Origin of the sequence: uncultured Catenibacterium sp. (genome assembly GCF_900540665.1) — a bacterium.
Taxonomy (GTDB): Bacteria; Bacillota_I; Bacilli_A; order Erysipelotrichales; family Coprobacillaceae; genus Catenibacterium.
Window position 1 is genome coordinate 1 of the sequence record NZ_UQGV01000004.1, and the last position, 20,588, is coordinate 20,588.

General features: G+C 33.8%; 16 protein-coding genes and 2 tRNA genes. 16 read left to right on the forward strand and 2 right to left on the reverse strand.

Annotated features, from left to right (window positions below; translation table 11 throughout):
- Positions 1 to 3,528 (forward strand): CAP domain-containing protein (locus QZQ55_RS01265; RefSeq protein WP_295088921.1); only part of this gene is annotated, 3,528 nt, incomplete at its 5' end.
- A gap of 93 nt (positions 3,529 to 3,621) precedes the next feature.
- Here the strand turns inward: QZQ55_RS01265 and QZQ55_RS01270 are convergent.
- Positions 3,622 to 3,698, reverse strand: a tRNA-Arg gene (locus tag QZQ55_RS01270).
- Positions 3,699 to 3,861: 163 nt separating this feature from the next.
- Between QZQ55_RS01270 and QZQ55_RS01275 the strand changes: the two genes are divergently transcribed.
- The 8 genes from QZQ55_RS01275 (at position 3,862) to QZQ55_RS01310 (ending at position 10,016) form a co-directional block, all read left to right on the forward strand.
- The gene (locus tag QZQ55_RS01275; RefSeq protein ID WP_295088923.1) at positions 3,862 to 4,245 is read left to right on the forward strand and encodes a YbaN family protein; all 384 of its coding nucleotides are present in this window, start codon (positions 3,862 to 3,864) and stop codon (positions 4,243 to 4,245) included.
- A complete protein-coding gene (locus QZQ55_RS01280; RefSeq protein WP_295088925.1) occupies positions 4,238 to 4,564 on the forward strand; it encodes a nitrous oxide-stimulated promoter family protein in 327 nt (108 codons plus the stop codon). Before QZQ55_RS01275 ends, QZQ55_RS01280 begins: the two co-directional genes overlap by 8 nt.
- Complete coding sequence (locus QZQ55_RS01285) at positions 4,561 to 6,300, forward strand: ABC transporter ATP-binding protein/permease (RefSeq protein ID WP_295088928.1); 1,740 nt, start codon at positions 4,561 to 4,563, stop codon at positions 6,298 to 6,300. The genes QZQ55_RS01280 and QZQ55_RS01285 overlap by 4 nt, the downstream gene beginning before the upstream one ends.
- Positions 6,300 to 8,003, forward strand: a complete 1,704-nt coding sequence (locus QZQ55_RS01290) for an amino acid ABC transporter ATP-binding/permease protein (protein WP_295088931.1) — start codon at positions 6,300 to 6,302, stop codon at positions 8,001 to 8,003. The genes QZQ55_RS01285 and QZQ55_RS01290 overlap by 1 nt, the downstream gene beginning before the upstream one ends.
- 57 nt (positions 8,004 to 8,060) lie before the next feature.
- The gene (locus QZQ55_RS01295; protein ID WP_295088934.1) at positions 8,061 to 8,894 is read left to right on the forward strand and encodes a histidinol-phosphatase HisJ family protein; all 834 of its coding nucleotides are present in this window, start codon (positions 8,061 to 8,063) and stop codon (positions 8,892 to 8,894) included.
- Positions 8,895 to 9,021: 127 nt separating this feature from the next.
- Positions 9,022 to 9,098 (forward strand) — tRNA-Arg (locus tag QZQ55_RS01300).
- Between the two features lie 154 nt (positions 9,099 to 9,252).
- A complete protein-coding gene (locus QZQ55_RS01305) occupies positions 9,253 to 9,753 on the forward strand; it encodes a hypothetical protein (protein ID WP_295088937.1) in 501 nt (166 codons plus the stop codon).
- A gap of 5 nt (positions 9,754 to 9,758) precedes the next feature.
- Complete coding sequence (locus QZQ55_RS01310; RefSeq protein WP_295088940.1) at positions 9,759 to 10,016, forward strand: hypothetical protein; 258 nt, start codon at positions 9,759 to 9,761, stop codon at positions 10,014 to 10,016.
- On the opposite strand, the gene QZQ55_RS01315 is transcribed toward QZQ55_RS01310, so the two are convergent.
- Positions 10,009 to 10,509 (reverse strand): hypothetical protein, encoded by a 501-nt coding sequence (locus QZQ55_RS01315; RefSeq protein ID WP_295088942.1) that lies wholly within the window; start codon positions 10,507 to 10,509, stop codon positions 10,009 to 10,011. The two genes, QZQ55_RS01310 and QZQ55_RS01315, sit on opposite strands and share 8 nt — an antisense overlap.
- A 102-nt stretch (positions 10,510 to 10,611) precedes the next feature.
- On the opposite strand from QZQ55_RS01315, the gene QZQ55_RS01320 reads away from it, so the two are divergent.
- The 7 genes from QZQ55_RS01320 to QZQ55_RS01350 all read left to right on the forward strand — a co-directional run bounded on the left by QZQ55_RS01320 (position 10,612) and on the right by QZQ55_RS01350 (position 20,576).
- Positions 10,612 to 12,309: a ribonuclease J gene (locus tag QZQ55_RS01320; protein WP_295088944.1), complete on the forward strand. Its 1,698-nt coding sequence runs from the start codon at positions 10,612 to 10,614 to the stop codon at positions 12,307 to 12,309.
- Between the two features lie 46 nt (positions 12,310 to 12,355).
- Positions 12,356 to 14,587, forward strand: coding sequence for a DNA translocase FtsK (locus QZQ55_RS01325; protein WP_295088947.1), 2,232 nt, complete (start codon positions 12,356 to 12,358; stop codon positions 14,585 to 14,587).
- Between the two features lie 95 nt (positions 14,588 to 14,682).
- The gene (locus QZQ55_RS01330; RefSeq protein ID WP_295088949.1) at positions 14,683 to 15,780 is read left to right on the forward strand and encodes a BMP family protein; all 1,098 of its coding nucleotides are present in this window, start codon (positions 14,683 to 14,685) and stop codon (positions 15,778 to 15,780) included.
- 477 nt (positions 15,781 to 16,257) lie between these two features.
- On the forward strand, positions 16,258 to 16,395 hold the full coding sequence (locus QZQ55_RS01335; RefSeq protein WP_295088952.1) for a hypothetical protein: 138 nt from the start codon (positions 16,258 to 16,260) through the stop codon (positions 16,393 to 16,395).
- Between the two features lie 578 nt (positions 16,396 to 16,973).
- Complete coding sequence (locus QZQ55_RS01340) at positions 16,974 to 18,509, forward strand: ABC transporter ATP-binding protein (protein WP_295088955.1); 1,536 nt, start codon at positions 16,974 to 16,976, stop codon at positions 18,507 to 18,509.
- Positions 18,499 to 19,617 carry an ABC transporter permease gene (locus QZQ55_RS01345; protein WP_295088958.1) on the forward strand — a complete coding sequence of 373 codons (1,119 nt, stop codon included), beginning with the start codon at positions 18,499 to 18,501 and terminating at the stop codon, positions 19,615 to 19,617. Before QZQ55_RS01340 ends, QZQ55_RS01345 begins: the two co-directional genes overlap by 11 nt.
- A complete protein-coding gene (locus QZQ55_RS01350) occupies positions 19,614 to 20,576 on the forward strand; it encodes an ABC transporter permease (protein ID WP_129982274.1) in 963 nt (320 codons plus the stop codon). The genes QZQ55_RS01345 and QZQ55_RS01350 overlap by 4 nt, the downstream gene beginning before the upstream one ends.
- Positions 20,577 to 20,588: the final 12 nt, after the last annotated feature.

Below are 20,588 nucleotides of genomic sequence, written 5' to 3' on the forward strand. Positions count from 1 at the left end.
AGAATGAATAAGAAACAGAAAATCGTTTCTACTACATTATCTACAGTAACAGCATTATCATCTGTAGGTGCTATCTCTAGTTTACCTAAGAACATTATTACTAATGTTCAGGCATTAAATGAGAATACAGTAGAAACAACTCAACAAGTACAACCAACAGTTAGAACAGATTTAGAAAAGGAAGTAGATGATGCAAACTCTACCGTTATTTCTACTGGAGCTGCATTACAAGGAGCAGAGAAACAGAAGAACGTTTCAGAAGAAGCATTAAACAATGCGAAAACGAACAAGAAAGAAAATGACGAAAAGCTTACTACTTCACAAAATCAGGTTGATCAAACTCTTGCGAAGGAAGTAAAGGATAGAGCACAAGTTGTTTTACAACTACAAGAAACTTTGTCTTCACAGAAGCAGCAAAAAGACGCTTTAGATAAAGCTGTAGAAGAAAAGCAGAATCAGTTAAATGATGCTCAGGATAAATATAACAAAGCGCAGGCTGACTATAGTGATTTAACTGAAAAGAATAAGGATACTTTAGATAAGTTGAATCAGGCTGAAAAGAACAAGGCTCAATATGAAAAAGACCTTGTCAGCTTAAATGATCAGCTTACCACTTTAAACAAGGACATTGAAACAGTTACTACAAAGCTGAATGAAGAAACAAAAGCATTAGAAGGCAACAAGAATACTCTTAATCAGTTGAATACAGAAAAACAGACTCTAGAGACACAGTTAAAAGCTTCTAATGATAAGCTTAATTCTTTAAAAGATGCACTTAATAAACAGCCAACAACTGAAGAAGTGACCCAGTTACAAAAAGACATTGATACTCTTGAAAAGGATATCGATACTAAGACAACTCAGTTATCTGCTTTAGATCAGGAAATTAATAGTTTAACTACTTCAATTGAAGCACAGAGTGCAGCCGTCAATGAAACAACAAAGAAAAAGGATGACCTAACTAAGCAGTATGATGCTTTAACTGCACAGGTTACTGAAGCAAAAACAAATCTAGATACTGCAAAGACTGAATATGATGCTGCTAAAAAAGCAATGGATGATCTTAACAACAATGTAGATACACCAGAACTAGCACAATTAAAGTCTGAACTCAACAATTTACAGAATGAACAAACTGCCTTACAGGCACAGGTAGATGTTACTACAAGCAAGTTAAAAGCAGCTGAAACTGAATTAGCCAATGCTTATACAAAGTACGACAACAACGTCGTAAACTTCTATAAAGAAGTCTACAATAACACTGGTTCTCTAGATGCGTATTATGCTTATAAAGAATTAGAGAAGTATGATGGTATAACAGTAGGATCAGCGACTATTTATGATAGCAAGAATTATGATAAGACAATGGCTTCATTATCTGATTTAAAGGAAGCACTTAACTATATTAAGATGTGTAACCAGATTAGAGCATATGAAGGTGTAGCACCACTTAAAGTCTCTTATTACCTTATGAGTGTATCAGCTATCCAGAACCAGTATTCATCAGTAAACCTTGGTCATTCTAAACTATATGATGTAGGTGAAAACCTCTACTGGAGTAGTCGAGATAACAAATCTGAAGATTTTCTCGATAAAAATGGTAATTTAGATATCAAATCTCTCTATGAACTAGGAAAAAATCCAAACTCTTCTAACATTCAAAGCAACAACCCATTTTATGCTTGGTGGACTGAGGAAAAAATGTTATATGAACAGACAGGCGACAAAAATGAGGCTGGACATTATTTCAATATCATTGATTCGAGATATACTTTAACAGGATTCAGTCATAATAATCAAATGCACGATTTAGAAATGTATACTTGGGGGCAGGTATTTAAAGATAGATTGAACTTAACCAATCTTAATGGAAAAGGACAAACTACTATCACTGGTCTTACAGTAGATGAATTTGAAAATGCTTTAAATGCCTGGATTTTAAAGAAGGCTAATGGTGTTCAAATTGAACAGGATAAAGTTAATGCCGCAAAAGCCGAATCAGAAAAGGCTACAAATGCACTTAATGACAACAAGCAGAAAATCAACAAAAAACAGGCAGAAATCAATGATTATAAGGATAACGTAAACGCACAATTTAAAGCTGCAGAAACGACTTATAATAACGCAAAGAGCACATACGATAATCTAGTAAATCAGCAGTCTTCAGTGAAAGCTGAATTAAATACTACTTCTATTCAACTTGATGCACAAAAAGACGCTTTAAGTAACCTTGAAGACCAGTTAAAAACTCACAAGAAAAATAAAGCAGTTTTATCTCAACAGTTGACTGATGAAAAAGCTTTATTAGTTAAAAAGAAAGAAGAACTTGCGAATGCCACTAAAGATAAAGCTGAATTAGAACAGGCTGTCAAAGATGCAAATGCTGATGTTGATCGTATCACTGCTTTAATTGGTGAAAATGATAAGAAGATCATAGCTCTTCAGTCAGAAATTAAGACTAATCAGCAGAATATTGATGCATATAAAGCTCAGTTAAATACTTTAAACTCTGAAGTAACGAGTAAAGAAGCCAAAAAGAACGCTTTATCTGCCAATATTGATATGTTAAATACTGTTATTGATACATACAATAAACAGTTAGAAGAATGCAATAAAGCGAAAGATGCATTGAATGCTGCTGAAAGTAACCTTAATAATGCCAAAGCTGAATATGATCAGGCTGTTAAAGACCAAAAAGCTCAAGCTGATGTCGTAGCAAATACTACTAAGAAGCTAGATGATGCAAATGAAAGTCTTGCAAAAGCACAAAGAGCGACTGCTGATTGGGAAGGTATTAAAGCAGGAACTATAGATCATTATGCACCTTATCATGATGAAGTATTAGATAACTTAGTTGATACTGTATTAGTTTATGTAAGTGCAAAAGATGCTGCTGGTTCAATTGAAACTAAGCTTGCTGATGCACAGAAAGACTATGATGAAAAGACAAAGACTTATGAAGATGCCTTAAATGCTTATAACATAGCTCTTACGACATATAATGACACTAAGGCTAATTTAGATGCATTTGATGCAAACTATGGTATTGTCACAAAAGATACAATTACTTTACCTAACAAAATGACTTATACTGGAAAACAAATTAAACCAGAAGTTGTAGTGAAAGATAGTAAGGGAAATGTTGTTGGTCAAAGTGAATATACAATCACTTATGGTGATAATACAGAAATAGGGGAAGGTAGTGTTACTATTAAATTAAGTGACGAATATTATGTTGGTACTATTACTAAAACATTTAAAATCGTCTCTGCGTCTACAGATAAAGATGACAATACTACTCCACCTGCAGATAAGAAGGATGATGCCACAACTACTTCTTCTGATAAGAAGGATAACGTTACTGTGACTCCTTCACAAAAGAACGATACAACAACTACAGTAAAGTCTGATAAAATATCTACTACTGTAAAAACAGGTGATTCATCACCAATCGTAAACTTTAGTCTATTAACAATGCTTTCTATGTTCTTCTATACATTATTAAGAAGAAAAGAAAAGAAAAACTAATATGAAAGGTACCCGGGCATAATAAACGCTTGGGTACCTTTTTCAACTTATATATAAAATAAAAACCTCGGATTTCCCGGGGTTATTTTCAGATGGCGTCCACGAAGGGATTCGAACCCATGACCGCACGCTTAGAAGGCGTGTGCTCTATCCAGCTGAGCTACGTAGACATTTATTTTTGACTGCTCATGTATAATACCATGACTTTTTATGTAATGCAAGTATTTTTTTACATAAATAGAAGTGTTGACACATTTAATTGTTTTCACATATAATATGAAGAAGTTTGGTAGTACTAACATTTATTAGTTAAAACTAATCAAGGAGATGACTATGAAAATCATTTGGATACTATTAGGGGTTATAGCCTTGATTCTTGGTACCTTAGGAATTATACTTCCTATTTTACCTACAGTTCCTTTTTATATGGCGACTGTATTCTGTTTTGCGAAAAGCTCATACAAGCTTCACCACTGGTTTACGCACACAAACCTCTATAAAAAGCACTTATATAGTTTTGTACAGAACAGATCTATGACGTTAATGATTAAATGTAAGATTATGGGTATGGTTACAGCTATTATGTTAATAGGGTTTATCTGTATGAAAAATGTACCTGTAGGAAGAATATGTATTGCAATTGTCTGGATTTTCCATATTCTTTATTTCTTTTTTATAATCAAGACGATAAAGAAAGAAGAGAGAATCAATGAATAAAGTAGAAAAGAAGAGGATTAAAGAACAGGAAACGATTGAAAAGATGGTTCATATCTATTGTAGAAAGAAACATCATACAAAAGAGTTATGTCCTGAATGTAAGGAATTAGTTAGTTATGCAAAAGCACGTAGTCAAAGATGTCCTTTTATGGAAGAAAAGACATTCTGTGCACATTGCAAGGTACATTGTTATAAGCCAGAGATGAGAGAAAGAATCAGACAGGTCATGCGCTACTCAGGTCCAAGAATGATTATCTATGACCCAAAAACGGCTTTATGGCATATGTTATGCAGTATAAAAGAAAGGATATTATCATGATTAAAACAAGACTTATAAGACTATTGTCACATTCTAAAAAATATATTATATATACTGTCTTCTGGCAGTGGATTTCTTTACTTGCACAAATCACAGCCGTTTTTACAATCGCTAAACTATTAGATGCAGTTTTAAAAAACACGCTTACTTTTGGTATTCTTAAATCAACGTTTTTATTATTACTGGGAGTAATTGTTATTCGTTATAACTGTGAACGTATGAGTGCTCGCTCATCTTATCTTGCCAGCGTTGATGTCAAACGTATATTAAGAGAAAAGATTTATGACAAGATGCTTCGCCTAGGTACATCTTATAACGAGTATGTATCTTCTTCTGAAGTTGTACAGGTCTCTACAGAAGGGGTTGAACAGTTAGAAACCTATTTTGGAAAGTATCTTCCTCAATTCTTCTATAGTTTACTTGCTCCTATTACACTCTTTATTATTTTAAGCCAGGTCAATTTAAAAGCGAGTATTATACTACTGATCTGCGTTCCTCTTATCCCTATGTCCATTGTTGCTGTTCAGAAGTTTGCAAAAAAGCTTTTAAGTAATTACTGGTCAGTCTATACAGGACTTGGAGATTCGTTCTTGGAAAATCTTCAAGGATTAACCACATTAAAAATTTATCAGGCTGATAAGATGAAAGCCGAAGAAATGGATCAAGAATCTGAAAAGTTCCGTAAGATCACTATGAAGGTTTTGACTATGCAGCTTAATTCTATTAGTGTCATGGATATTGTTGCTTATGGTGGTGCTGCAGTAGGAATGATCATTGCTTTATTAGAATATCTCCATGGACATATCACTATGCAGGGTACACTTTGTATCATTCTTCTTGCAAGTGAGTTCTTTCTCCCTTTAAGACTGCTTGGTTCATTCTTCCATATTGCAATGAATGGCATGGCAGCGAGCGATAAAATCTTTAAGATTCTTGATATTCCTGAAATGAGTTTGGGAAAAGAAATATTACCTGATCATAATCTGAATATATTATTAAAAGATGTTCATTTCTCTTATGAAGATGATAGAGAAATATTAAAGGGCATTGATATGACATTACCTGGAGGATCTTTTATCTCACTTGTAGGAGAATCTGGTTGTGGTAAGAGTACGATAGCTGGTATTCTTGCTGGAAAGAATAGAGGATATAAAGGTAATATCACAATAGGCGGTAGTGCTTTAAAGGATGTCAATGAGGAAGATTTAATGAAGCGTGTTGTATTAATTAGACATAACAGTTATTTATTTAAAGGAACTGTAGAAGAGAATCTTCGTATGGCTGATCCTCATGCCACAAAAGAAGAAATGGAAACAGCACTAGAAAAAGTAAATCTTTTAGGATTTCTTGACTCTCAAGATGGTATAAAAACAAAGCTATTAGAAAAAGGGTCTAATTTATCTGGTGGGCAGCATCAAAGATTAGCTATTGCTCGTGCTTTACTTAAAAAAGACGCATCTGTCTATATCCTTGATGAAGCAACATCTAATATTGATATTGAAAGTGAAGAACTGATTATGAATGTCATTCATGAATTAGCCAAAACAAAAACTGTATTGCTTATTTCTCATAGACTTGCCAATGTAATAAAGAGTGATCATATCTACTTCTTACTAAACGGAGAAATCAAAGAGAACGGCACACATATTGAATTAATGAAACAGAATGGTGCCTATAAACATTTATATGAAACACAGATGGCTTTAGAAAACTATGGAAAGGAAGGAAATGTATAATGAATAAAACAAATCGTAGAAGTGCTATTCAAATCATGGGACAGCTTATCGGTTTAGTGAAACCACTTCTTATTTTTATGATTGCTGCAATTCTTCTAGGTACTGTTGGTTACTTATGTGCTATCTTCCTCACCATTCTTGCAGGACTGGTAGTCGCTCATGGGCTCATACCACAATTATTTTTTCGCATAAGAAATCCACGTCTTGTCTTTATGCCTGTTAAAACAATCATGACTATAATGATTGTAATTGCTTTATTACGTGGGATTCTCCACTATCTCGAACAATACTGTAATCACTATATCGCATTTAGATTATTGGCTATTATTCGTCATAAGGTATTTGCAGCGTTACAAAAGCTATGCCCTGCAAAACTGGAATCTCGTGATAAAGGAAACCTTATTTCCATCATTACAACTGATATAGAATTACTTGAAGTATTCTATGCACATACCATTTCTCCTATCTGTATCGCGTTTCTTACTTCTTTATTCATGGTACTCTTTATTGGTCATTATCATTATTTAGCTGGATTACTTGCACTAGTTGCTTATATTGTAGTAGGTGTTATTATTCCTATTATTAATGGTAAATTAGGGAGCGAGGAAGGGATGACTTTTCGTAATAGTTTTGGTGAATTAAATAGCTTTGTATTAGATTCACTACGTGGCTTAGATGAAACCATCCAGTATGGGCAGGGAGAAGAAAGAAAAAAAGAGCTTGTAAGACGTTCTCAAGAACTTGCCAAACAGCAGGAATATTTAAGCTATAGAGAGGGGGCTCAGCGTTCTATCACAAATACAGTTATTCTTTTAGCTTCATTTGGTATGCTTTTCTTAACACTGTTGCTTTATCTCAATCATCAATTAGGTTTTGAAGGTATTATTACATGTACTCTATCAATGATGGGATCTTTTGGACCAGTTGTTGCTTTATCTAGTCTTTCTAATAACCTGAATCAGACTCTCGCAAGTGGTGAACGTGTTCTTTCTTTACTTGAAGAAAAGCCTTTGGTTGAAGAAATAGAAGGGGACATGGAAAGCAGAAATGTATTTAAAGGGGCATTAATGGATCATGTTACTTTCTCTTATGAAGATGAGATAATTCTTGATGATTATTCTTTGAAACTAGAACCGGGGAAGATTACAGGTATCCATGGTGTAAGTGGTTCTGGTAAATCTACTTTACTTAAATTACTCATGCGCTTCTGGGATGTCAATCAAGGAGCCATTACAGTAGATGAAGAAGACATTAAACATATTCCTACCAAACATCTTCGTAATATGGAAAGTTATGTTACTCAGGAAACGCATCTATTCCATGATTCAATTGCGAATAATATCGCAATCGCAAAACCGGAGGCAACTCGTGAAGAAATTATGGACGCGGCTAAGAAAGCCTCGATCCATGACTTCATCATGACTCTCCCAAATGGTTATGATACAGAAGTAGCAGAATTAGGGGATACCTTATCTGGTGGCGAGAAGCAGAGAATCGGCATTGCCCGTGCTTTTCTGCATGATGCACCAATGATTCTTATGGATGAACCAACTTCAAACCTTGATTCACTTAATGAAGGGATTATTCTAAAATCATTAAAAGAATCTTCAGAAGATAAGACAATCGTACTCGTTTCTCATAGAGTATCTACTATGAATATTGCAGATACTGTTTATGAAATGAAAGATGGTAGAATTTCTTAATAAGAGGATGTTTATGCATCCTTTTTTTCATGATAAAATACAAATGAGGTGAAAATTATGTTGTGTGATTATCATGTGCATACTATCTATAGTGATGACTCAGTGTACAAAATGGAAGACGTTATTAAAGATGGTATAAAAAAAGGAATAAATGAATTATGTTTTACTGATCATGTTGATTATGGAATCAAAAGAGATGTAGATGATCCTCTTGGCCATGTATATCTTAATGGTCAGCCAATTTCTAATGTTGATTATCCAGAATATTATAAGGAATATCTATACTTAAAAGAGAAATATAAAGACCAGATAACTTTAAAGTTTGGACTAGAATTCGGCATTCAAGTACATACTATCCCAAAATATGAAGCTCTATTTAAACAATATCCTTTTGATTTTATTATTCTTTCTATTCATCAGGTAGATGATCTGGAATTCTGGACAGGAGATTACCAAAAGGGAAGAACAGAAAAAGAATATTATGAAAGATATTATCAGGAGCTATATGATGTTGTAAATCACTATCATGATTATAGTGTTCTAGGTCACATGGATCTTATTAAGCGTTATGATGATCATGATGGTTATGACAGTTTTAATAATCATAAAGAAATTATTACGAATATTCTTGAAACAGTCATAAAAGATGGCAAAGGAATTGAAATCAATACTTCTTCTGTACGTTATGAGGTAGGTGACCTGACACCTTCTAGAGATATCTTAAAATTATATTTAAAACTAGGTGGTACAATTATTACAATTGGCAGCGATAGTCATCAAGAAGATCATTTAGGTGCTTATATAGAGGATACAAAAAAAGAACTAAAAGAACTCGGTTTTAAACAATATTGTACTTATAATAAAATGGTTCCAGAATTTCATTATTTATAAAATTCAAAAAAAGATTGAATAAATCATGGATATCTTGATTTTGAAGAAAATACAAGTGTTTTTATATAAAAAAAGGCTTGCATTGCATCTCTTGGCATGTTATTATACATGAGCAGTCAAGAGAGATGTCTACGTAGCTCAGCTGGATAGAGCACACGCCTTCTAAGCGTGCGGTCATGGGTTCGAATCCCTTCGTGGACGCCATCTAACAATCACCTCGGTTCATCCGAGGTTTTTTTGTGCATCATTTTAAAAAAGAAATTATTTATAACACCTTATTATAGGCATTATGAGCAGTATCTTACGAGAAATAATTATCAAAATCCTTTATAATCATAGATGTAGAAAGGAATTGGTGATGAATATGTTAAAAAATGAACACTCTTTATATCGTTTGATGAATATTTATATGAATGATTCCCTTGCCGGAATTCGTTTCTTTTATAATATTAAATGGCCAGAAGGCTATCATTGTGAGGAATGTGGCTGTTCTCATTATATATATGATCAGGAAAACAGATGCTTCATATGTGCAAAGTGCGGCCATAAAGAAGATCTACTCGCACATACTGTTTTTTCTGAATGTCTAGATAATCCAAATTCACTTATCTTAGGATTATATTTATGTTTGACAAGTAAACGAAGAGTCAGTCAAAAGGAACTCGCTCAGCTCGTAACCATTCCGGTTAAGAGTGCAGCAATCTTGATTAAAAATACTGAAATGATAGATGAATGTAATATTAAGGAAGAAATTATTAAAAAGATGTTTGAAAATAGTGAAAGTCCCTTATTAAAAAATGTATCTTATACTAAAAACAATCAGTCAAATCGTGCTATAATACCTACGAAAGCAGGGTGATTAGTATGACAGAAACAACTGGTTCAATCATTAATATAGTTAATACAGGTCAAACAATTACATTAACCGTAAAATATATGGTCGATCATCATGTATATGCCTTTAAGGAGGAAGCCGTTTTAAAACCAGCAAAACAATTACTTTTGTTTAAGTCAAAAAGAAAAGTACCTGTATTAGGTACTTTAAGAGTAGGGCAGGACGTTGCTGTCTATTATGATGAAAAACATCCAAGTACTGCTTATCTAAAAGATAACATCAAATAGAGCGTTTATAAGCCTCTAAGAAGATGATAAAGGATAAAAAGGCAAGCCATTCAAATAGGCCTGTAATATCTGCAAGAAAGCATAGTACAGTTGTCAACATGATACATAATGACATCAACAGCTGTAATAATTTGTAAGCTAAGTATGTATTGGTTTGATGTAAGTCATAGAGAATCATCGCAAGGGTGATGACCACAAATACGAGTCCAATAAAACCGGCATAAGTATGACATTCTGAAAAAAAATCATGACTTGATCTTTTAAATGGCATAAATAAACTGGCTATAAGACAGATTCCTGATATATGGACAAGTGCTTTGCGTTTGGTTATCTTATAGAGCTGATACCAATAATACATCAAAAATACAAAAAAGAAGCACTGCATTGGATAATGATATTGTGGCATGCTCATGACACCCGAAAGATTATTACGTATTGGATTGAGTCTTGTCGCAAAATAGGCAAGTATTGTAAGAAAAATGATGTGTACCATAAAAACCTCCTGCTTCATTATAACGGCTTCTATTTGAGAAGAGTAGAAAGATATGCTAAAATATATTAAATGTGATAGGTTGAACATATTGAAAGGAGTATTATGAAACACAATAATGTTAAAATCATGCCTCTAGGTGGTCAAGCTGAAGTAGGCAAGAGTATGTACAGTATAGAAGTTAATGGAAAGATCTTCATCATTGATGCTGGTTATCGTTTCCCGGATTTGGATAAACTTGGTGTTGATATTATCATTCCAAGTTTTGATTATTTAATTGAAAGAAAGAAGGATATTGTTGCTATTATTATTACACATGCACACAATGATGTAATGGCTGCACTTCCTTACTTATTGAATGCAATTCAGGGTGTTCCTGTCTATGCACCTAGTTTAACAGCAGATTTAATTGAGATGATGATTGATCATTATCAGAGACATCAGAAGAAGAATCTTCATATGGAATTGATTCGTGTAAGACGTGATGATTCTATTAAGATTGCAGGTATTCCAGTAGAATTCTTCCCTGAAACACATTCTATTCCAGGAAGTGTTGGTGTAGCTATCTGGACACCTGATGGATATGTTGTTTATGGTGGAGAATTTATTATTGATTTTGGTTCTCCTGAAGGATTTAGATGTAATATCCAAAAGATGATGGAAATTGGTAAGAAGGGCGTACTTGCCTTAATGGTTGAATCTTCAGGAGCAAGTAATCCTGGTTATACTTCACCAAATCATAAGCTTACAAATAAGATTGAATCCATGTTTGAAGATGCATCTGGTAGAATTATTATTTCTTCTTATGCCCAGAATGTCTTTAGAACAAAAGAAATTGTAGAACTCACCAAAAAGTATCATCGTCAGATTGTCTTCTATGGACGTGATAAATATGATCAGACAAATAGTATTCTTCGTCTAGAAAGAACAACACATAAGCCTGTTATTACTGTTCCAAGTAAATATCTTGGTAAGAAAGAAAATGTTGGTATTCCTGCTAAGGATTCAAGTTATGTTATTCTTTTAAGTGGTGCACCTAATACTATTTATAGTGATATTTGTGATATTCTTGATGGTGGCGATGAATTATTAAAGATCAGAGAAGGCGATACATTTATTGTTGCTTCTCCGGTACTACCTGGTACAGAAAAGATTGCGAATAAGGCTCAGAATGATTTATTCAGAACACCTGCCGATGTTCATATTCTTAAAAATAAACAATTACCTTCAATGCATGCATCTATTGAAGACATTAAAGTATTCATTCAGTTATTTAACCCTAAGTATTATGTACCAATTAAAGGTGAATACCGTCGTTTTGTAGCCAATGCACATATTGCAAATGAAATGGGTATTGATAATGACCATATTGTGATTTTGGATAATGGTGAAAAGTGTACTTTCGAAAATGGACAGCTTGAAGAAGGTAGAGAAGTTATTGAAATCGAAGATGTCATGATTGATGGTATCGGCGTTGGTGATGTTGGTGAAAAGGTTATTGATGACCGTATTCAGTTATCTAATGATGGTATTGTTGTTGTAGGTGTCACTATTGATTCACGTACAAAAGAAATTATTGCCCAGACAGACTGTCAGACTCGAGGATTTGTTTATTTAAAAGATTCTGGTTATGTCATTAAAGAAATCATTAACGTCTGTGAAGGAGTTGTCTCTAAATTGAAAGATGATCCTCAAATGGATGTTCAAGATATACGTAATGAGATGAAAGAACTATCTATGCGTTATATTATGAAAGAAACAGGGAAAAAACCTGTATTTATTGGTGTTGTAGTAGAAATCTAAGCAGGATTAAATCCTGCTTTTTACAACTATGGAAGGGAGTGAGAATATGGCTGAAAAGAAAACAAAAAAGCCTAAAAAAGCACCTGTATCAAAACAGCCAAAAAAAGAGGAAAATAAATCTAACAAGATAAAAACAAGACTAATTGCTTTGTTTTTATTATTTATATTCTTTATAAGCATATGTCAATTAGGAATCGTAGGAAAATTCTTCCATACACTCATGGTTTATATTTTTGGCAGTATGATGATTTATCCAATTCTTATCATACTTTCTATTATATCTGCTTATTTTGTTGTTAAGGGTGAGTCACCTAAATGGAAGGGACCTCAGGCAGTAGGACTCATTATGATGATTATTGGGATCCTGCTTATTTGTACCTATGCAGGTAATATACATTCAACAGGTAGTATGAATAATTATATAAAGCACGATGGTGTGACAAGCGGGGGGCTCATTGGATCAGTATTATATGCTCCTTTAAGCACTTTATTTTCTCCTATTGGGACTCTTGTTTTTGGCATTATTTTACTGCTAGCTGGTCTTGTATTATTCTCTAGTAAGTATATTCATCAATACAAGATAAAGCAGAATGAAAAGGAAGCACAAAATGCAGTAGAAGTATTTGAAAATAAGAAAGAGAAAACTAAAATCAAAGATTTCTTTGCCCCTAAGCAGAAAGAAAAGGGATTCTTCCCTGAAAAGGTATTTGAAGAGAAAGAACCTTTAAAAGAACCAGATATTGTCCTTACTTTCAATCAAAAGAGCATGCGTCTTGATATTGAGAAGAAGAAATCTAAAAAGAAGGAATACAAGGACGGTGTTTATCAGCTTCCTTCATTTGATTTATTGAATCCTATTCGTAATACTGGCAACTTATCAGAAGAAGCCAAACATGCAAAAAGTACGGGCAAGATTCTTGAAAACATGTTTGAAGAATTTGGTGTCAATGCGAATGTAGTACATCTCTATATTGGACCAACTGTTACTAAATTTGAAATCAAGCTAGAAGCAGGAACACGTGTCAATCGAATATTACAGTTACAGGATGATATTCAGCTCGCTTTAGCTGCAAAAGAAATCAGAATTGAAGCACCTATTCCAGGTAAACCTTATGTAGGTATCGAAGTTCCTAATAAAACAGCAGCTATGGTTCCATTTAATGAAGTCTATCAGCTTTCTATGCGTGATCATACATGGGATAATAAGTTAGCTGTTCCTCTAGGTAAAGATGTCTCTGGTAATTTGATTGTCGCAGAACTCAATAAGATGCCTCATTTACTTATTGCAGGTGCAACTGGTTCGGGTAAATCTGTCTGTGTAAATTCTATTATTACTTCTATTCTTATGAAAGCAACACCAGATGAAGTAAGACTTATTCTTGTTGACCCTAAAAAGGTTGAATTATCTAACTATAATGGTGTACCTCATTTATTGTCTCCTGTTGTTACTGATCCTAAAAAGGCAGCTGGCGTTTTACAGCAGGTTGTTGCAGAAATGGAAAGACGTTATGAAGTCTTTGCGGATAATGGACAACGTAATATGGAGTCTTATAACATCTATGCAAAGACATTTAATGAAAAAGCCAAAGAAGAAGATAAAAAAGAAATCATGCCTTATCATGTTGTCATCCTAGATGAAGTAGCTGATTTAATGATGGTTGCCTCTAAAACTGTTGAAGACTGTATCATGCGTATTTCACAGATGGCTCGTGCGGCAGGTATTCATTTGATTGTCGCTACACAAAGACCATCTACTGATATTATTACTGGTGTTATCAAGGCTAATATCCCATCACGTATTGCCTTTGCAGTGTCATCAAGCGTTGATTCACGTACAATATTAGATGCAACAGGAGCAGAAAAACTCCTAGGAAAAGGGGATATGTTATTTAGTCCAATGGGTTCAAGTTCACCCGTGCGTGTACAAGGGGCCTTTGTTGCTGATGAAGAAGTGAGTCGTGTTGTTGAATTTGTTTCTAAACAGATGGAGGCAAATTATGATGAAAGCTATGTAAATGCAAAAGAAGTCTCTAATAGTGGATCTTCAGTCAATGACTCATTAGAAGATACAGATGAAGAATATGAAGAATGCCGTGAGTTTGTCATTAAAGAACAGCGTGCAAGTACTTCCTTATTACAAAGAAGATTCAGAATAGGCTACAACAAAGCAGCACGTATTATGGATCAGTTAGAAGAAAATGGTGTTATAGGACCACAAATAGGTTCTAAACCAAGAGAAGTGTATATTCGTGGCTATAGTGAAGAAGAAGATATCTAAAATATCTTCTTTTTTGATTAATTAAGCGTTAACACTTTATAAAGTAGCAATAAAGTGTTAAAATCATTGTATATCAAAAGGAGGAATTGAATAATATGAAAAAGCTTATGGCATCTGCTGTAGTACTTTCAATGGTACTCGTTGGCTGCGGTTCAGGTTCAGGTAAAGAATCTAAAAAACCAGAAATCGCTTTAGTCACTGACTCTGGAGGAATTAACGATAAGTCGTTCAACCAGTCAGCTTGGGAAGCGGTAAAAGAGTATGGAACTAAGAATGATAAGGGTTATAAATATTATAAGCCTGCTTCATTCGATACTGCTGGTTATAAAGATCAGATCAAGAACGCTGTTGACAATGGTGCAAAAGTCGTTGTTTTACCAGGATTCAAATTTGCTGCTGCATTAGGAACTATTCAGAATGAAAAAAAATACAAGGATGTTAAGTTCGTTGCAATTGACTTCACACCTACTGATGAAAAAGACAATCCTGTCGACATTGCGAAAAATGTTTACTGTGCAACTTATAAGGAACAGCAGCCAGGTTATTTAGCTGGTTACGCTGCTGTAAAAGATGGCTACACAAAGATTGGTTTCATGGGTGGTATGGCACTTCCTGCAGTAATTAACTATGGTTATGGTTTCTTACAGGGTGCTAACGATGCTGCAAAGGAAATGAAGGTAAACGTTAGTGCAAAGTATACTTACGTTAACAACTTCAATGAATCTCCAGAAATCAAGACTAAAGCAACTGGATGGTATAATAGCGGAACTGAAGTTATCTTCTCTTGTGGTGGTCAGATTTGTAACTCTGTCTTCGCAGCTGCAGAAGATACTAACAAAAAGTCTATTGGTGTAGATAGTGACCAGAAAGATGATTCTAAGACTGTTATCACTTCAGCAATGAAAGGTGTTAAACAGACTGTATTTGATGAAATCACTAATGCTTACAACGATAAGTTTGAAGGTGGCGCTCATCTATTAGGTGCAGAAGATAACTATGTTGGACTTTCATCTGATTTCTCAAGATTAAAGAAGTTCAAGAAAGCTGATTACGATAAAGTATTCAAAGAAGTAAAAGATGGAAAGATTAAGATCTTAACTAATGCGGATGTAGATCCAAATGCAAAAGGTGATCCAAATACAAAAGTATTAAAGGATACTTTAACTAACGTAACAGTATCTTACGAAAACTAAATATAACCTATAAAAGTGGCTTTTTAGCCACTTTTTTATGTATGTTCATATTGTTATGTTGAGAGATGTATTAAAGAATGAATAAAAAAAGCCCCTTTTTAAATCTCTTAAAAAAGAAGCAGCAATTAGATCAAAACATGGAAAATTGTAGTTTTTAAAATCAGTATCCAATAATGGTGTCAATTTATTATGATACATTTTTAATTGTATAAAAGTAGGGGGTAAAGACACATGTCTAATAATATAAGCATACAACCTCCTACGAAACAGTTACATTATCCCCTATAAGAACACAGATCAATGGGTTCCTATAAAATACATATATTCAATATCGAGACGTAAAGGGAAGTCTGAAATCCTTGTCATGAGAGAACTGTGGGGACTGCTACATATAGAAAAGTAACTTAAAGGTCTTTTATCAGTAATTATGTAAAATATATTTTATAACATATTTAAGATGCCATACGGTGGTGAACTATGAATTATAAAGAAATGCGAATGGGATTAAAACAATTTCTACTACCTAAGAATATTATTACAAACAAACGAGAGTTTGTAGATGGAATTCTAAGCTTAGTAGTTCATGAGGATGACTTAGAAATCATGTGTGATTAAATTGATGAATATCCTGATGCAACAGAAATAATATGTAACGCATTGGATTTGATTATTTAAAGAACTAAACCAGAAAGAGTCATTCGCTAGAATGTTAAAAGGACTAAAGCTTATATGCTCTGGTCCTTATTTGCTTTGTCAATAACTGCTTCCGTAGATTGTCTAAAAACAGCTGATGGCTTAATTTTAAGTTTTTCAAACGATTCTCTGAACTCTGTAATAAACTTAGTCTTATCACTCACTCTTACTGTTTTCACATTACTTTTTAATCAAATTTCTACCATATTGATTTACTTAAAAAATTAATTTTAAAACAATAAGAATTAAAACAATAAGAGATGCAATCTGAACGATTGTGGTAGTATCTTTTAATACCCTGTTTAATTTTTTTATTTAAGTCATACCCTCCCATACCAAACTCTATCATATTAATATTATTTTACATATGGACATTAATATAATCAATCCAATCTCTTATCAAATTTCTTATTTTGTACATGTTTCTTTATATTCAGAAAATCATTTAGTTATTTTTAAAGTGAACATTTTATAGTATAATACTGATAGAGGTGAGAATATTGGAATATGCTATTGAAATGCTAAATATCACAAAAGAATTCCCTGGTATTAAAGCAAACGATGATATTACTCTTCAAGTAAAAAAAGGCGAAATTCATGCTTTGTTAGGTGAGAATGGTGCCGGTAAATCTACATTGATGAGTATTTTATTTGGTCTTTATCAGCCTGATATAGGTGAAATAAAGATTAATGGACAAAGCGTTAAAATCAATGACCCAAATGATGCCAATAAATATAACATTGGTATGGTGCATCAGCATTTTAAGCTTGTTCATAATTTCACTGTATTAGAAAACATTATTTTAGGGGTTGAAGAGAAAGGGTTATTTGGCAAGCTCAAGACAGATAATGCGCGTAAGAAGGTGATGGGCTTATCTGAAAAGTATCATTTAAACATTGATCCTGATGCAAAGATTGAAAACATTACCGTTGGTATGCAGCAGCGTGTTGAAATCTTAAAGATGTTATATAGAAATAATGATATCTTGATTTTTGATGAACCTACTGCAGTACTCACTCCACAGGAAATTGATGAGTTAATGAAAATCATGAAGGAACTTATTAAAGAAGGTAAATCTATCATTTTCATTACTCATAAGTTAAATGAAATCAAAGCAGTAGCTGATCGTTGTACAATCATTCGTAAGGGACGTTATGTTGGTACTGTAAATGTGGCAGATGTATCAAAAGAAAAATTATCAGAAATGATGGTCGGTCATAAAGTTAATTTAACAGTTTCTAAAGATGAACATGAACCATCAGATGTAGTTTTAAAGGTGGATCATTTAAGTTATCAGCCTAAGACTTCAGATAAGCTTCTTTTAAATGATGTTTCATTTGAAGTAAGAAAAGGCGAAATTGTCTGTATTGCTGGTATTGATGGTAATGGTCAGAGTGAATTGATTTATAACTTAACTGGTCTTGAACAACCTAACATGGGTCATATTTATTTAAATGATGAAGAAATCACTCATAAGAGTATTCGTTATCGCAATGATCATGGAGTATCACATATCCCAGAAGACCGTCACAAGCATGGATTAGTTCTTGATTATACTCTTGGTGAAAACTTAATTTTAAAATCATATTATAAGAAAGACTTCCAGAATCATGGCATTATCAATTTTGATGCAATGAATACTTATGCCGATCGTCTTATTGAAGAATATGACGTGCGTTCTGGTGAAGGTCGAAATTCTATTGTACGTGGTATGTCAGGTGGTAACCAGCAGAAGGCTATTATCGCAAGAGAAGTAGAACAGAATGATGACTTGCTTATTGCTGTACAGCCTACACGTGGTCTAGATGTTGGGGCTATTGAATTTATTCATAAACAGATCATTAAGACAAGAGATAACAATAAAGCAGTACTGCTTGTATCACTTGAACTTGATGAAGTTATGAACTTATCAGATCGTATTCTAGTTATGTATGAAGGGGAAATCGTTGCGGATCTTAATCCAAAAGAGACTACTATTCAGGAATTAGGACTTTATATGGCAGGTTCTAAGAGAGGAGAAGGTTATGAAAAGTAATAAACCAGCTTTACTGGAACGTGCCAGCTTCAAATCAATTGTGTCTTCTTTAATTGCAATTTTAATGGGGCTAATCGTTGGTTTTATCATTATTTTAATTGCTAATCCTAGTGATGCACTACAGGGATTATCTATTTTATTAACAGGTGGCTTTAGAGAAGGGTTATCTAGTATTGGACAGGTTATTTATTTAGCAGTACCAATCATGATGACTGGTCTATCTGTTTCATTTGCTTATAAATGTGGTGAATTCAATATCGGTGTACCTGGCCAGTATTTAGTAGGAAGCTTCACTGCTGTATTTATCGCATTAAGAGCTACTTTTATTCCAGATAATTTAGTATGGATTTTTGCTATTTTAGGAGCAGGTATTGCTGGTGCTTTATGGGCACTTATTCCTGGTATCTTAAAAGCAACTCGTAACGTAAACGTTGTTATTTCTGGTATCATGTGTAACTATATCGGTATGTTACTTGTTATCCAGGGTATTAAAGCAACTATCTATAACTCTACAGGTGCAGAAAGTTATGCAGTACCTAGCACACGTAGTATTCCTGGTTTTGGTCTCAATCAGATTTTTGGTGATCGTGTTAACCTCGGTATCATTATTGCTATCTTACTTTGCGTACTTGCTTGGTTTATTATGAATAAAACAACTTTTGGTTATGAACTAAAAGCATGTGGTTTCAATAAAGATGCAGCAAGATATGCAGGTATGAACGAAAAGAAATGTATCGTATTAGCACTTATGATTTCTGGTTTCTTTGCTGGTGTAGGTGGTGCCTTAACTTACTTATGCGGTACTGGTAAAACTTTACCAATCACTGAAACATTACCTAACGAAGGCTGGAACGGTATCCCAGTAGCTTTACTTGGCTTCTCTAATCCAATTGGCTGTATCTTTGCTGCATTATTCATTGGTTATATTAATGTTGGTGGTAACTATATGCAGGCATTAAATATTGCGATTGAAGTTATTGATATTATCGTTGCTGTTATTATCTACTTTGCTTCATTCACATTATTCATTAAAGCCTTATTAGAACATTATCAAAGAAATAAAAAGAGAAAAGCAGAAATGCAGAATGAAGGAGGTAAAACAGAATGAGTATAGTTTATTTCCTTTTTGCTCAGACTTTACTATTTGCCATTCCATTAATGATTGTTGCTTTGGGTGGTATGTTCTCTGAACGAAGTGGTGTTGTTAACTTAGCCCTTGAAGGTATTATGATTATTGGTGGTTTTGCTGGTGTATTCTATTTAAATTATATGCAGTCTAATGATATTCTTCATGGTATGCCGCTTTTATTAACAGGACTACTTATTTCAGGTATCGTAGGTGTACTATTTAGTATGCTTCATGCCTTTGCTGCTATTCATTTAAGTGCTGACCAGACTATTTCTGGTACAGCATTAAATATGCTTGCTCCTGCATTAGGTATCTTTATCGCAAAAACTGTACAGGATGGTATGCAGAACGTTTCATTCACTAATGAATTCAGAATTTCTGAAGTTCCTGGACTTAGCAGTATTCCAGTACTTGGTGATTTATTCTTCAAGAACTGCTACTTTACTACATTCTTAGGCATTGCGATTCTTATTATTTCTTGGTATTTCCTTATGAAAACTAAGACTGGTTTAAGAATCCGTTCTTGTGGTGAAAACCCTCAGGCAGCAGATGCTGCAGGGATCAGTGTTTATAAGATCAGATATCTAGGTGTAGGTATTTCTGGTTTCTTAGCTGGTATGGGTGGACTTATTTATATCCTACCAATCTCTACAGAATTTACTTGTACTGTTGCTGGTTATGGTTTCTTAGCTTTAGCTGTATTAATCTTTGGTAACTGGGCACCATTAAGAATTGCTGGTGCAGCATTCTTCTTTGGTTTCATGAAGACACTGTCTTATACATATAACTCAGTTCCATTACTTGCTAAAATGTCTTTACCTGATACAACATATAAATTAATTCCATATGTTGCTACTTTAATTCTATTAGCATTCACATCTAAGAACTCAGCTGCGCCTCGTGCAGATGGTGTACCTTACGATAAGTCTAAACGTTAATAGACCTGGACT

Bases quoted from the DNA above. Each gene is read 5' to 3' on its own strand.
- QZQ55_RS01350 (WP_129982274.1), top strand. From the start codon at position 19,614: ATGAGTATAGTTTATTTCCTTTTTGCTCAGACTTTACTATTTGCCATT.
- QZQ55_RS01310 (WP_295088940.1), top strand. From the start codon at position 9,759: ATGACAGAAACAACTGGTTCAATCATTAATATAGTTAATACAGGTCAA.
- QZQ55_RS01295 (WP_295088934.1), top strand. From the start codon at position 8,061: ATGTTGTGTGATTATCATGTGCATACTATCTATAGTGATGACTCAGTG.
- QZQ55_RS01275 (WP_295088923.1), top strand. From the start codon at position 3,862: ATGAAAATCATTTGGATACTATTAGGGGTTATAGCCTTGATTCTTGGT.
- QZQ55_RS01320 (WP_295088944.1), top strand. From the start codon at position 10,612: ATGAAACACAATAATGTTAAAATCATGCCTCTAGGTGGTCAAGCTGAA.
- QZQ55_RS01305 (WP_295088937.1), top strand. From the start codon at position 9,253: ATGAATATGTTAAAAAATGAACACTCTTTATATCGTTTGATGAATATT.
- QZQ55_RS01325 (WP_295088947.1), top strand. From the start codon at position 12,356: ATGGCTGAAAAGAAAACAAAAAAGCCTAAAAAAGCACCTGTATCAAAA.
- QZQ55_RS01285 (WP_295088928.1), top strand. From the start codon at position 4,561: ATGATTAAAACAAGACTTATAAGACTATTGTCACATTCTAAAAAATAT.
- QZQ55_RS01330 (WP_295088949.1), top strand. From the start codon at position 14,683: ATGAAAAAGCTTATGGCATCTGCTGTAGTACTTTCAATGGTACTCGTT.
- QZQ55_RS01280 (WP_295088925.1), top strand. From the start codon at position 4,238: ATGAATAAAGTAGAAAAGAAGAGGATTAAAGAACAGGAAACGATTGAA.
- QZQ55_RS01335 (WP_295088952.1), top strand. From the start codon at position 16,258: ATGAATTATAAAGAAATGCGAATGGGATTAAAACAATTTCTACTACCT.
- QZQ55_RS01290 (WP_295088931.1), top strand. From the start codon at position 6,300: ATGAATAAAACAAATCGTAGAAGTGCTATTCAAATCATGGGACAGCTT.
- QZQ55_RS01315 (WP_295088942.1), bottom strand. From the start codon at position 10,509: ATGGTACACATCATTTTTCTTACAATACTTGCCTATTTTGCGACAAGA.
- QZQ55_RS01345 (WP_295088958.1), top strand. From the start codon at position 18,499: ATGAAAAGTAATAAACCAGCTTTACTGGAACGTGCCAGCTTCAAATCA.